The sequence below is a fragment of the Pseudomonas sp. 008 genome (genome assembly GCF_016861935.1).
Taxonomy (GTDB): Bacteria; Pseudomonadota; Gammaproteobacteria; order Pseudomonadales; family Pseudomonadaceae; genus Aquipseudomonas.
This window is the reverse complement of record NZ_BOMA01000004.1, coordinates 198,625-212,479: the sequence shown is the minus strand read 5'-3', so window position 1 is coordinate 212,479 and position 13,855 is coordinate 198,625. Positions and strand designations below refer to the sequence as shown.

Genomic DNA, 13,855 nt, shown 5'->3' with positions numbered 1-13,855 from the left:
AGATGACACATGATCAACGTAGACCTGCAACAACTTATCCAGGCGCTGGACGCCGAAACCCGTCGTGATCTGGAAAGTTCTGCCGAACGCTGCGTCGCCCGTGGCGGCAGCAAGATCCTCGTCGAAGACTTGCTGCTGGGCCTGCTGGAGCGTCCGACAGGTCTGCTCGCACGGGCGTTGCAGGATGCCGAAGTGGACGCTGGCGAGCTGAGCGCCGCGCTGCAATCGCGGGTCGAGCACAGCGCCTCGCGCAACCCGGTGTTCGCCCCGGAGCTGGTGCAGTGGCTGCAAGACGCCTTGCTGGTGGCCAACCTCGAACTGGGCCAGAGCCAGGTCGAGCAGGCTGCGTTGATCCTCGCATTGCTGCGCAACCCGATGCGCTATGCCGGCAGCCGTTATCAGTCGTTGCTGGCCAAGCTGAACATCGAGCGCCTGAAAGAATTCGCCCTGTCGCAGAAAGAACAACCGGCCACCGGCAAACCGGCGGTGCCCGGCGAATCGCTGCTGGAGCGCTTCACCCACAACCTGACCCAACAGGCCCGCGACGGCAAACTCGACCCGGTGCTGTGCCGCGATGGCGCGATCCGTCAGATGGTCGACATCCTCGCTCGTCGGCGCAAGAACAACCCGATTGTGGTGGGTGAAGCGGGGGTCGGTAAAACCGCTATTGTCGAAGGACTGGCCTCGCGCATCGCCGCCGGTGAAGTGCCGCAAGTCTTGAAAGGCGTTGAGCTGCTGTCGTTGGACATGGGCCTGTTGCAGGCCGGCGCCAGTGTCAAAGGCGAGTTCGAACGTCGCCTCAAAGGCGTGATTGACGAAGTCAAAGCCTCGCCGAAGCCAATCATTCTGTTCATCGACGAAGCCCACACCTTGATCGGCGCGGGCGGCAACGCTGGCGGTTCCGACGCGGCCAACTTGTTGAAACCGGCCCTGGCCCGTGGCGAGTTGCGCACAATCGCCGCCACCACCTGGGCGGAGTACAAAAAATACTTCGAGAAAGACCCGGCCCTGGCCCGTCGTTTCCAACCGGTGCAGCTGCACGAACCGACTGTCAGCGAAGCGGTGACCATCCTGCGTGGCCTGGCTCAGGTCTACGAGAAGAGCCACGGCATCTACCTGCGTGATGACGCGGTGGTTGCTGCGGCCGAATTGTCCGCCCGTTACCTGGCGGGTCGTCAGCTGCCGGACAAGGCTGTCGACGTGCTCGACACCGCGTGCGCCCGCGTGCGCATCAGCCTCGCCGCAGCCCCGGAAAGCCTGGAACGCCTGCGTGGCGAGCTGGCCGAAGGTGGCCGCCAGCGTCAGGCCCTGCGTCGTGACGCCGAAGCCGGTCTGCTGATCGATCACGAAGCGCTGGACGCTCTGGAAGATCGCCTGGCCGACGCCGAGGACGAAAAGGTCGCCCTCGAAACGCTGTGGACCGAGCGGAAAGAACTGGCCGAGCGCCTGCTGGAGCTGCGTCAGCAACTGGCCAAGGCTCGCGAAGCCGCTGCTGTCGAACCGAGCATCACGGTTGAAGAAGACGCCGAAGGCACCGTGATCGAAACGTTGCCGGTGGACGAAGCGCAAAGCGTTGAAACCCTGGAAACCGCGCTCAACGAAACTCACAAAGCTCTGACCGAGCTTCAGGTCAAAGAACGCCTGGTGAGCTTCGAAGTCTGCCCGCGTCTGGTGGCCGAAGTGATCAGCGCTTGGACCGGTGTGCCATTGGCGCAACTAGCCCGCGAACACAACGCCAAGGTCGCAAGCTTCGCCACCGACCTGCGCACCCGTATTCGTGGTCAGGAACAAGCGGTTCATGCGCTGGACCGTTCGATGCGTGCCACCGCTGCTGGCCTGAACAAACCTGATGCACCGGTCGGCGTGTTCCTGCTGGTCGGCCCGAGCGGCGTTGGCAAGACCGAAACCGCGCTGGCCCTCGCTGATTTGTTGTACGGCGGTGATCGTTTCATCACCACCATCAACATGTCCGAGTTCCAGGAGAAGCACACCGTGTCGCGTCTGATCGGTGCGCCGCCGGGCTACGTCGGTTACGGCGAGGGCGGCATGCTCACCGAAGCCGTGCGGCAGAAACCGTACTCGGTGGTGTTGCTTGATGAAGTCGAAAAAGCCGACCCGGACGTGCTCAACCTGTTCTACCAAATCTTCGACAAAGGCGTGGCCAACGACGGGGAAGGGCGCGAGATCGATTTCCGCAACACGCTGATCCTGATGACCTCGAACCTGGGCAGCGACCGCATCAGCGAACTCTGCGAAGACGGTGCGCGGCCGACCGCCGAAGTCCTCGAAGAAACCATTCGCCCGGTGCTCAGCAAACACTTCAAACCGGCATTGCTGGCGCGCATGCGCGTGGTGCCTTACTACCCGGTGGGCGGCCCGGTGCTGCGCGAGCTGATCGAAATCAAACTCGGTCGTTTGGGTGAGCGCCTGAACCGCCGTCAGCTGGATTTCACTTACTCCCAGGACCTCGTCGATCACCTGGCCGAACGCTGCACTCAAAGCGACAGCGGCGCGCGCCTGATCGACCACTTGCTCGACCTGCATGTGCTGCCGTTGGTGGCCGACCGTTTGCTCGATGCGATGGCCACCGGTGAAAGCCTCAAGCGCGTGCATGCGACGCTCGACGGCAATGCCAGCGTGACGTGCGAGTTCGCCTGAGGTGGGTGTGATGTTCACTCAAGTGCCGCAACCGCTGGTCTATGCCGAAGCCTTGCTGGCGCAGTTCGCCAGCCTGTCGCGAGCGGCGGACAGCACTGCGCTGCTGGGTGACTTCGTGCGCGGCCTGGCCGAGCTCAGCGGTTGCGAGCTGACGCAGTTGTACCTGCTGGACGCGACCCACACCTGCCTGGGGATGAACGCCGAGTGCCTGAACGGCGTTCTGCAACCCCGGGAAGGGGCCAGCCTGCCGGCGGATTACAACGGTGAACAACTGCTGCAATACGCCCTGTGCCAGAACCGCGTGGTGTGCCTCAGCGAGCTGAGCGGCAGCCTGCACGAAACCAGTTTCCTGCCACCCCAGGCCATGCCCTGGCAGTCGCTGCTGTGCGTGCCGCTGGTCAATCAGCAGAAGGCTGTCGAAGGTTTGCTGCTGTGCGCCAGTCGCCGGGTAATCGACCTGCAAGGCTTTGCCGATTCCCTCGGTCAACTGGGCTCGTTCGTGCTCGGTCAACTGCACTTGCTGCAGCGTTTGCGTCAGCCGACCGGTGATACACGCCCGGCGCTACTCAACGTCCCGAGCGCCAGCGGTTATGGCCTGATCGGCAAGAGCGCGGCGATGCGCCAGACCTACTCGTTGATCAGCAAAGTCCTGCACAGCCCGTACACCGTGCTGCTGCGCGGTGAGACCGGCACCGGCAAGGAAGTGGTCGCACGGGCGATTCACGATTGCGGCCCGCGCCGGTCCCAGGCGTTCATCGTGCAGAACTGCGCAGCGTTCCCCGAGAACCTGCTGGAAAGCGAGCTGTTCGGCTACCGCAAAGGCGCCTTCACCGGTGCCGACCGCGACCGCGCCGGGCTGTTCGATGCGGCCAACGGCGGCACCTTGCTGCTCGATGAAATCGGTGACATGCCGTTATCGCTGCAAGCCAAGTTGCTGCGGGTATTGCAGGAGGGCGAGATCCGCCCGCTGGGCTCCAACGACACCCACAAGATCGACGTGCGGATCATTGCCGCGACGCACCGGGATTTGTCGGTGCTGGTCAGCGAAGGCAAGTTCCGCGAGGACTTGTACTACCGCCTCGCGCAATTCCCGATCGAACTGCCGGCGCTGCGTCAGCGTGAAGGCGACATTCTCGATCTGGCGCGGCACTTCGCCGACAAGGCTTGCGCGTTTCTGCAGCGCGATGCGTTGCGTTGGTCCGACGCGGCGCTGGTTCACCTGTCCGGTTATGCCTTCCCCGGCAACGTTCGCGAACTCAAAGGGTTGGTCGAGCGCGCGGTACTGCTGTGCGAGGGCGGCGAGTTGCTGGCCGAGCATTTCTCCCTGCGCATGGAAGCCATGCCGGAAGACAGCAGCCTGAACCTGCGCGAACGCCTGGAGCAGGTCGAGCGCAGTCTGCTGCTCGACTGCCTGCGCAAAAACGACGGCAACCAGACCCTCGCCGCCCGCGAACTCGGGCTGCCACGGCGCACGCTGCTGTACCGCCTCGGGCGGCTGAATATCAATTTGGGTGACTTCGATGGTTAACCCAAAACAAATTTCTGTGGCGAGCGGACTTCCTGTGGTGAGCAGGCTTTCTGTGGTGAGGGGGCTTGCCCCCGTTCGGCTGCGCAGCAGTCGCCGTCCAGCCAACGCGGTCTACCTGAATAAACGCGGCGATCGGTTTTGGGGCCGCTTTGCGACCCAACGGGGGCAAGCCCCCTCGCCACAGGGGATCTGCTCTAAGCCTTGGATTAGAGCCTCCCAATCAAACTCATTCGCTTTTGATAGCGCCACCCGAAAGGGTCGGCGCTTTGTGCTTTGTCTACCCCTGGAGACCCTCTGATGCCTGTTCGTCACTGGCAAGCCGTCCTGCTGACCCTCGTCGTTCTATGCGGCCTCGGCGGCTGTAGCGGCAATTACAAATACAACGACAACACCTATCGCCCATTGGGTGATCCGCAGGCGGTCAATCGCGGCAAGTGACCGCAAGGAGCATCATCATGGAACTGGTTTTCGAAATGCTGAACACCAAGCAGTTCGTGCCCACGGATTTGTGCCAGAAGACCTTCAAACAGGCCGGTGGCGTGATCGGCCGGGACGAGGACTGCGACTGGATCATCCCCGACCGCAAGCGTCATCTGTCTAACCACCACGCGGTGATCAGCTACCGCGAAGGCACGTTTTTCCTGACCGATACCAGCAGCAACGGTATCCAGGACAGCAAAAGCGGCGCACGCCTGCGCAAGGGCGAGCCGATGCGCATCGAGCACGGCAGCGTGTATGTGCTGGGTGACTTCGAGATTCGCGCGCGACTGGTGCGCGACCCGGCGACGTTCGACGTCGAAGTCGGCCGTCCGCAGGCCGCGGGCAGCATCATCCCGGACGATGCGTTCCTCGACCTCGATCCGCTCAATGCTCTTGACCAGCAAGAGCGCGTGTACTCGGAAATCGAGGAGCTGATTTCCCCGAGCACGGTGATCGAGGACACCCGTCAGCGCGCCGACTACGCGCGCATCGACATGGAAAGCCTGATGGTGCCGGAGCTGATCGCCGCCCCGGCAGAGCCAGCGCCAGCCCCGCCGCCAAAAGCGGTTGAGCGTCAGAGCGAAGGTTTCTGGGAGCACTTCGGTGCGGCGTTGGGCGTGGACCTCAAAGGCCTCGACCACGACGCCCGCGAAGCCCTGGCCCTGAACGCCGCACGCCTGCTCAAGCAGAGCGTCGGCGGTTTGCAGCAGAGCCTGCGCACCCGAAGCGAGCTGAAAAACGAACTGCGCCTGGCCCAGACCACCGTACAAGGCAGCCAAAAGAACCCGTTGAAATTCGCCGTCGATGCCGGTGAAGCGCTGGGCATTCTGTTGCAGGGCAACAAGCCGGGTCAATTGCCGGCCGAGCAAGCGATCTCCCGTGCGTTCCGCGATTTGCAGGCGCATCAGGTGGCCTTGCTGACCGCCAGCCGCGCCGCTGTTCGCGGCACTCTTGAGCACTTCTCGCCGCAACAGCTGACCCTGCGTTTCGAGCGAGACAACAAGCCGTTGCTCGCCACCTCCGGCAGTCGCTGGAGAGCTTACGGGCGTTATCACCAGGCCCTGCGTCAGGACGATGACTGGAGCGAGCGCCTGCTGGCCCGCGACTTCGCCCAGGCCTACGAAGAACAGATCCGCCTGATTTCCACCCTTCACACCGACCACCAAGGATGATGCGCATGTCTCGCTGTTCCACCGCTTTTTTCAAGATGCTGACTGCGTTCGCTGCTTTGGTGCTGCTGGCTGGTTGCTCGTCGCTGTCGCCGTATTCCACCGTGACCAAGCTCAACCTGAAGCTGACCGCCAGCGATCAATTGAACCCGGACCTCAACGGTCGTCCGTCGCCGATCGTCGTGCGCCTGTTCGAGCTCAAGCACCCGGTGGCCTTCGAGAACGCTGATTTCTTCAGCCTCTACGAACGCGCCAAGGAATCCCTGGCCCCGGACCTGGTGGCCAGCGAAGAACTGGAACTGCGCCCGGGCGAAACCGTCGAGCTCAAGCTCAGCGTGGAAGAGGGCAGCCGTTACGTTGGCGTGCTCGCCGCCTACCGTGACCTGCCGGAAACCAAGTGGCGCTACACCGTGCAAATCACTCCGGTGCAAGTCACCGCGGCTGACCTGACCCTCGATCAGGCCGGCATCCGCAATACCCATGAAACGCTCGCCAAGGCGGATGACTGAACATGAATGCCCATAAAGTCATTTGGCAGGAAGGCATGCTGCTGCGTCCGCAGCACTTCCAGCACAACGATCGTTACTACGACCACCAGATGAAGACCCGCACCCAGTTGCTGGGTAGCTACACCTGGGGCTTCCTCAACCTGGAAATCGACTTGCAGTTCCTCAACATGGGCAAACTGGTGATCAGCCAGGCCTCGGGGATTCTGCCGGATGGCAGCCTGTTCGAACTGGGCGGCAACACCGAGCCGCTGGCCCTGGACGTGCCGCCGAACACCGGCAACACGCCGATCTATCTGGCGCTGCCGCTGGTGACCGGTAACCACATCGAAGCCCGTCGCCCGGAGCAATCCGACGTGCTGGCGCGCTACACCGCGTACGAAGCGGAAGTCGCCGACTCCAACGCCGGTGACGACTCCGCCAGCCAGGTCAGCTGCGCCCGTCCGGACTTCAAGCTATTGCTCGGCGAGCAGCAGAGCGATCAGGCCTACGTGAAACTGAAGATCTGCGAAGTGCTCGATACCACGCCCGACGGCGTGATCAGCCTCGACCCGGATTTCGTGCCGACCTACATTCAGGCGCACTCGTCCAGCTACCTGCTGTCGTGCCTCAAAGAAGTGATCAGCATGCTCGGCCACCGGGGCGACACCATCGCTGAACGGCTCCGTTCCAACGGCAAGGTCGGCGGCGCGGAAGTCGGCGACTTCATGATGCTGCAACTGATCAACCGCACCGAAATGCTGCTGCGCCATTACCTCGGCCTGGAACAGGTTCACCCGGAAGAGTTGTACCGCACGCTGCTGACCATGCTCGGTGATCTGGCGACGTTTTCCAGCGACAGCAAACGCCCGCGCCTGGACAGCCGTTACCAGCACAGCGACCAGGGCGCGAGCTTCCGCAAACTGATGGAAGCGATTCGTCAGGTGCTGTCGATGGTGCTCGAACAGCACGCCATCGAGCTGATCCTGCAAGCGCGTCAGTACGGGATCATCGTGTCGCCGTTGCACGACCACAAACTGCTGGGCTCGGCTTCGTTCGTGCTCGCGGCCAGTGCCAACTGCGACTCCGAAGAGCTGCGCCATCGCTTGCCGGCGCACCTCAAGGTCGGCCCGGTGGAGCGTATCCGCCAACTGGTCAACCTGCACCTGCCGGGCATCAAGGTCAAACCGTTGCCGGTGGCCCCACGGCAGATCGCGTTCCACTCCAACAAAACCTATTTCATCCTCGAACTCAGTTCCGAAGACCTGGCGCAACTCGAGCGCTCCGGCGGCTTCGCGTTCCACGTGTCCGGCGAATTCGCCGAGCTTGAACTGAAATTCTGGGCCATCAGGAACTGACCGACATGATCAAGGACATGGAACACACCCAGGACGACAAAACCGTCCTGCTCGACCGCCAGGGCCACGGCCCGGCCTCGAGTCCGCTGACTGACTTCGCGGCACCACCGCGTTTTGAACAGTTGGAAGAACGGATGATCTATGCCGCGCGCCTGCGCCCGGCCGAAGCGTTCAACATCAGCCTCAATTCGCTGGTGGCGGCGGCGTCCGAACTGCTGTCGGAAGTGGTGCGGCTCAAGCACAGCGACACCCGCGAAGACCTGTACGCGCTCAACGAACGGCTGACCGCCGGGCTGAAACTGTTTGAAGTGCGGGCGCTGCACAATGGCGCCGAAAGCAGCCAGGTGATGGCCGCCCGTTACGTGCTCTGCACCGTGGTCGACGAAGCCGTCGTCACCACGCCGTGGGGCAACGAAAGCGAGTGGTCGCAGATGAGCCTGCTCAGCAGCTTCCACAACGAAACCTTCGGTGGCGAGAAGTTCTTCCAGCTGCTGGATCGCCTGTCGAAAAACCCGGTCAAGCACCTGCCGATGCTGGAGCTGATGTACCTGTGCCTGTCCCTCGGCTTCGAAGGCAAGTACCGCGTGCAAGCCCGCGGCATGCTCGAGCTCGAAGGCATCCGCGACGCTCTGTATCGGCAGATTCGCCAACTGCGCGGCGACGTGCCTCGCGAGTTGTCGCCGCATTGGGAAGGCTTGAACGATCAGCGTCGCAGCCTGGTGCGCATCGTGCCGGCGTGGATGGTGGTGCTGTTCACCGTAGTCTGCCTGGTGGTGATGTATTCGGGCTTCGCCTGGGTGCTGGGCGAACAACGCGAAACCGTTCTGCAACCTTATCAGCAGCTTGATCCGGCCACGGCTCAGCCGCAGTCGAAGCCGTAAACAGGGACGTGTGATGAAAAAGTTTTTCAAGAAAGTCGGCGCATTCCTGCGCCAGACCTGGGTCTGGACCCTGTTGCTGGTGCTGTTCGTTGCGCTGCTGGTGTGGTTCGTCGGGCCGCTGCTGGCGGTCAATGACTACAAATTCTGGGAAGGTTCGACCTCCCGTTTGCTGACCATCAGTGTGCTGTTCCTGATCTGGGGCCTGACCATGGTCTTCGTCAGCTGGCGGGCCGGTGTGCGCAAAAAGGCTGTGGAAGCCACCGAAGACGGCCAGGACCGCATTCGCCGTGAAGAGCTGATCGACGAAGAAGAGAAAGAGTTGAAGGTGCGTTTCAAGGACGCCCTGAAAACCCTGAAAACCTCGAGCCTGTATCGCGGTCGCAGCGAACGCTGGCGCAGTGATTTGCCGTGGTACTTGCTGATCGGCCCGCAGGCCAGCGGCAAGACCAGCCTGCTGGACTTCTCGGGCCTTGAGTTTCCGATCAACAAGATCGACCGCAAACTCACCCGCGACACCCTCGGCACGCGGCATTGCGACTGGTACTTCGCCGACCACGGCGTGCTGATCGACACCGCCGGGCGTTACCTGACCCAGCCGGATGCCGAAGTCGATGGCAGTGCCTGGAGCACCTTGCTCGACCTGCTGCGCAAGCGTCGCCGCAACCGCCCGTTGAACGGCGTGCTGGTGACCATTCCGTTGGAAACCCTGCTGAGCGGCAGCGAGCAGGACCTCGAAACCCTGGCCCGCCAGGTGCGTGCGCGCCTGCAAGACGTGCATCAGAAACTGCACGTCGATGTGCCGATTTATCTGGTGTTGAGCAAGGCCGATCGCCTGCTCGGTTTCGACGAGTTCTTCGATCAACTGACCCGCGAAGAAAGCGATCAGGTCCTCGGCACCAGCTTCCGCAAAGAGCAGAGCGGCACCGATGTGGCCGTGCTGCGCGCCGAATTCGAAGAGCTGCTGCGTCGTCTCAACAGCCAAGTGATCATGCGCATGCACCAGGAGCGCGACACCCAGCGCCGTGGCCGCATCCTCGACTTCCCGCATCAACTGGGGCAGATCGGCGAGCGCCTGTGCCTGTTCGTCGACCTGGCGTTCACCGGCAACCGCTACCAGCGTGTCAGCCAGTTGCGCGGTTTCTACCTGACCAGCGCACCGCACCTGACTCAACAGATGGACCAGACCACCGCCAGTATCGGCGCCAACCTGGGCATGAGCGCCGGCATGCTGCCAACCCTGCGCAGCGGCCGTTCGCGGTTCATTCACCATTTGCTCAGCCGGGTGATCTTCCCCGAGGCCGACCTGGCCGGTCTGGACAAGCGCGAGCGCAGCCGCATCCATTGGGGTCAACGTGTTCTGTACGTGGGCGCACTGGCGGCACTGGCGTTGTTCGGCATGCTCTGGGCCGGCGGTTTCTCGGCCAACTATGAGCGTCTGGAAAACCTGCGTTCCCTGGCGCAAACCTGGAACCAGCAACGCTCGGCCCTGACGGCGCGCGATGATTCCATGGCGGTGCTCAAGACCCTCGACACCAGCTACGCGGCGACGCAGGTGTTCCCGAACAAAGGTGACGTGTCGTACCACGAGCGTGGTGGCCTGTACCAAGGCGAAGACGCCAATCCGGTGGTCAAGAGCGCCTACGAGCGTGAACTCGAAGCGCAATTGCTGCCACGGGTTGCGACGCTGCTCGAAGGGCAGATCCGCGCCAACATGAAAGACCGCGAACGTCTGCTCAACAGCCTGCGCGCGTACCTGATGCTGAACATGAAAGATCGTCGCGATGCGGCATGGCTCAAGGATTGGGTCGCCACTGACTGGTCCCTGCGCTACGCCGGCAACACTGCGGTGCAGAATGGTTTGAACACCCACTTCGAGCGTTTGCTCAAGCAGCCGTTTATCTACCCGCTCAACGAACAACTGGTGGCGCAGGCGCGTCAGGTGCTGCGCAGCGAGTCGCTGGCCAACGTGGTTTACCGGATGCTGCGCGAGCAGGCTCGCAACCTGCCGGAATATCGCCTGAGCCAACACATCGGCCCGCAGGGTTCGTTGTTTGTCGGCACCGATTACGTGATTCCGGGGTTCTACACCCAGCAAGGCTATCAGCAGTATTTCTCGGTCCAGGGCGCTGCGCTGGTCACCGATATCCTGCGTGATAACTGGGTGCTGGGCGAAGGCTCGGGCATCAGCGGCATGGACTTGCGTCGCCTGATGGTCGAGCTGGAGCAGCTGTACTTCCGCGACTACGCCAACTTCTGGAGCGAAGCGGTCGGCCAGGTGGCTCTGCCCGCGATCAGCGATTTCAGTGAGGGTGCCGAGCAACTGGCGGGCCTGACGTCGGCCAATTCCCCGGTGCTGCAACTGCTGGTGGAAGTGCGCGAGAACACCCGTTTCCCGGCGGAAGCCGAACCGGTTGATGAAGCCGCCGATGCCGCCGCGAAACTGGGCGAGCAGAAGGGCAAGCTCGGCAAGTTGGGCAAACTCGCGTCGGCCGCAGCGGACGCGGCGTCTGACATGGCCGCGACCAAAAACCTGCCGGACACCGCGAAGAAATCCCTGCAACGTCGCTTCGAACCGCTGCACCGCTTGCTGGATGACAATAACGGCCCGGCCGCTGATTTGACTCCGGCCCTGCAAGCACTCAACGACCTGCAAATGCAAATGGCCAGCCTGGCCCGCGCCAGTTCACCGGAGCAGGCCGCGTTCGAAATGGCCAAGACCCGCATGAGCGGCCAGCGTGATGCGCTGAGCACCCTGCGCAATGCGTCGAACCGTCTACCGCGCCCTGTCAGCGTGTGGTTCAACGTGCTGGCCGAGGACACCTGGCGTCTGGTGCTCAACGATTCTTACCAGTACCTGAACCAGCGTTATCAGAGCGAGCTGTACAGCTTCTACGGCAAGGCGATCAACAAGCGTTACCCGTTCAGCGCCCACAGCACCAGCGACGTCGCGATCAGCGATTTCCGCGAGTTCTTCAAGGCCCAGGGCATCGCCGATCGGTTCTTTGATACCTACATGCGTCCATTCGTCAGTGGCGACCCAGGCAACTACCGCCTGCGCAGCATTGACGGTCACAGCATGCCGATCTCCAAGGTCTACCTCGACCAGATGGCTGCGGCACAAGTGATCCGCCAGAGCTTCTTCGCCATCAACCCGGCCGAGCCGCAAGTGCAGTTCAAACTGGAGCCGTACACCCTCGACCCGGCGGTCAGCCGTTCCGAGTTCAAGTTTGGCGACAAGACCATCGAATACCGCCACGGCCCGATCGTGCCGGTGTCGTTCAAATGGCCGACCGATGCCGAAGACGGTCGCACCAGCCTGGTTCTCGACAAAATGGCTGGCCGCCCGATCGGCATCGAGAAGAACACCGGCCCATGGTCGTTGTTCCGTCTGTTCGACCTGATGCAGACCGAGTACCTGACCGGTCGCGACGTGCTGGTGCTCAAGGCAGACGTGGGTGGCCTGCGCGCCAACTACTTGCTGTCGAGCCAGCGCACGCCGAACCCGTTCGACATGGGCGTGCTGCGCACCTTCCGTATGCCGGTGCAGCTCTGATGCTGGTTGCCAACCCCTGGCGCAGCGCTGCGCGTACCGATCCGGGCAAGGTTCGGGCGCGCAACGAAGATGCCTTTCTCGACTGTCCACAGCAGGGGCTGTGGGTGGTCGCGGACGGCATGGGCGGTCATCAGGGTGGCGACATCGCCAGCCAGTTGATCGTCGCCAGCCTGGCGGAATTGCCGGTGCAGGACGACTTCGACGAACGACTCAAAGGCATTCGCCAGTGCTTGCACTGGCTCAACCGCCGCTTGGGTCAGGAGTTGACCGTCACCGCCGGGCGTCACGACAGCATCATGGGCAGCACCGTGGTGGCGCTGCTGGTGGAAGGTAATCGCGGGGCCTGCATCTGGGCCGGCGACAGCCGCTGCTACCTGTGGCGCGGCCAGCGTTTGTATCAGCTGTCCAAGGACCATTCGCTGCAACAGCAACTGATCGACGAACAGAACATGAGCGTCGAAGACGCTCGCGCGCATCCTGCTGCTCATGCGCTGACCCGTGCGGTCGGCGCTGCCGAGCAACTGACGCTGGATGTGTTGGAACTCGAGGTCTATCCCGGCGATGCGTTTCTGTTGTGCAGCGACGGTTTGTATCAAGGGCTGACTAGCGATGCCCTGGGCAACGCCCTGAGCCTGACCGCGCCGCACATTGCGCTGGAGCGTCTGTTCGACGGCGCTCTGCGTGGCTCGGCCCGGGATAACCTGACTGCCGTGGTGATCCGCCAATGACTGAATTCATGCCACCGATCGACGACCTGCTGGTGACCGAGGAAGAAGCCAATAACCTGACTTACTTCGCTTTCGCCACGCCGCTAAACGGAAAGCCGCATCAGGCCGAACCCGCGCTGGCGCCGACCCGGGCCAGCATCGGTGAACTGCCCGACGTGCTCGCGGGGCGTTACCGCATCGAGCGCCTGCTGGGGGCCGGTGGCATGGGCGCGGTTTACCGTGCACGGGATCTGCTGCGCGAACAGTTCGGCGATCCCGACCCTTACATTGCGCTGAAAATCCTCAGCGAAGAATTCGCCGAATCGCCGGACGCCAGTGCCTTGCTCTACAGCGAGTTCACCCTGACCCGACGATTGCGCCACGACAACGTGCTGCGTTTGCACACCTTTGAAGTGGACACCGACTGCCAGCGTGCCTTCATCACCATGGAACTCATGCGTGGGCTGACCCTGGACAAATTACTCTGCGAGCGGCCCTTGGGCCTGCCGTGGAAAGAACTGCGCGACATCGCGCTGCCGCTGCTCGACGCACTGACCTACACCCACGCGCGCGGCGTGCTGCATGGTGACATGAAGCCGAGCAACGTGATGCTCAGCGAAGAGGGCGTGCGCCTGTTCGACTTCGGTCTTGGCCAGGCAGAAGAGGGCATCTTGCCCGGCCTGCCGCACCTGAGCCGCGACCGCTTCAACGCTTGGACCCCCGGCTACGCCGCCCCCGAACTGCTTGAAGGCCAGCCACTCTCGGCCAGCGCGGACGTGTACGGCGTGGCCTGCGTGCTCTATGAACTGGCGGGCGGCAAACACCCGTTCCGCCGCTTGCCGTCGACCGAAGCCCGCGACGGGCGCCTCGACCGCGAGCTGCATGCACCTCGAAACCTACCCAAACACTGCTGGCCAGCCCTGCGAACGGCGCTGGCTTTCGATGCGGCCAAGCGCACCATCACCGCCGCCCAATTGCGTGACGCCCTGGGTGCCACTTCGTCTTTGCTGCAACGCCTTCGACTGTGGGCGTAACG

General features: G+C 62.8%; 10 protein-coding genes. All 10 read left to right on the top strand.

The genetic code is table 11. The features are described from left to right. Nucleotides 1-9: 9 nt before the first annotated feature. The 10 genes from tssH (at nt 10) to JUI81_RS10365 (ending at nt 13,853) form a co-directional block, all read left to right on the top strand. Nucleotides 10-2,658, top strand: a complete 2,649-nt coding sequence (gene tssH / locus JUI81_RS10410) for a type VI secretion system ATPase TssH (RefSeq protein WP_204124205.1) — start codon at nt 10-12, stop codon at nt 2,656-2,658. Between the two features lie 10 nt (nt 2,659-2,668). After that, a complete protein-coding gene (locus JUI81_RS10405; protein WP_204124204.1) occupies nt 2,669-4,186 on the top strand; it encodes a sigma-54-dependent Fis family transcriptional regulator in 1,518 nt (505 codons plus the stop codon). A 297-nt stretch (nt 4,187-4,483) separates the two neighbouring features. Beyond that, nucleotides 4,484-4,624 (top strand): hypothetical protein, encoded by a 141-nt coding sequence (locus tag JUI81_RS10400; RefSeq protein WP_007894589.1) that lies wholly within the window; start codon nt 4,484-4,486, stop codon nt 4,622-4,624. Between the two features lie 17 nt (nt 4,625-4,641). Then, nucleotides 4,642-5,838, top strand: a complete 1,197-nt coding sequence (gene tagH / locus JUI81_RS10395) for a type VI secretion system-associated FHA domain protein TagH (protein WP_204124203.1) — start codon at nt 4,642-4,644, stop codon at nt 5,836-5,838. Between the two features lie 5 nt (nt 5,839-5,843). Beyond that, nucleotides 5,844-6,344: a type VI secretion system lipoprotein TssJ gene (tssJ, locus tag JUI81_RS10390; RefSeq protein ID WP_018927445.1), complete on the top strand. Its 501-nt coding sequence runs from the start codon at nt 5,844-5,846 to the stop codon at nt 6,342-6,344. Nucleotides 6,345-6,346: 2 nt separating this feature from the next. Next, on the top strand, nt 6,347-7,678 hold the full coding sequence (gene tssK / locus JUI81_RS10385) for a type VI secretion system baseplate subunit TssK (protein WP_028939163.1): 1,332 nt from the start codon (nt 6,347-6,349) through the stop codon (nt 7,676-7,678). Between the two features lie 5 nt (nt 7,679-7,683). Beyond that, the gene (gene icmH, locus JUI81_RS10380; RefSeq protein ID WP_018927447.1) at nt 7,684-8,559 is read left to right on the top strand and encodes a type IVB secretion system protein IcmH/DotU; all 876 of its coding nucleotides are present in this window, start codon (nt 7,684-7,686) and stop codon (nt 8,557-8,559) included. A gap of 13 nt (nt 8,560-8,572) precedes the next feature. After that, a complete protein-coding gene (gene tssM, locus JUI81_RS10375; RefSeq protein WP_204124202.1) occupies nt 8,573-12,112 on the top strand; it encodes a type VI secretion system membrane subunit TssM in 3,540 nt (1,179 codons plus the stop codon). Then, nucleotides 12,112-12,840 carry a PP2C family serine/threonine-protein phosphatase gene (locus tag JUI81_RS10370; protein ID WP_204124201.1) on the top strand — a complete coding sequence of 243 codons (729 nt, stop codon included), beginning with the start codon at nt 12,112-12,114 and terminating at the stop codon, nt 12,838-12,840. The genes tssM and JUI81_RS10370 overlap by 1 nt, the downstream gene beginning before the upstream one ends. Continuing rightward, nucleotides 12,837-13,853 carry a serine/threonine-protein kinase gene (locus JUI81_RS10365; protein ID WP_204124200.1) on the top strand — a complete coding sequence of 339 codons (1,017 nt, stop codon included), beginning with the start codon at nt 12,837-12,839 and terminating at the stop codon, nt 13,851-13,853. Before JUI81_RS10370 ends, JUI81_RS10365 begins: the two co-directional genes overlap by 4 nt. Nucleotides 13,854-13,855 lie beyond the last annotated feature (2 nt).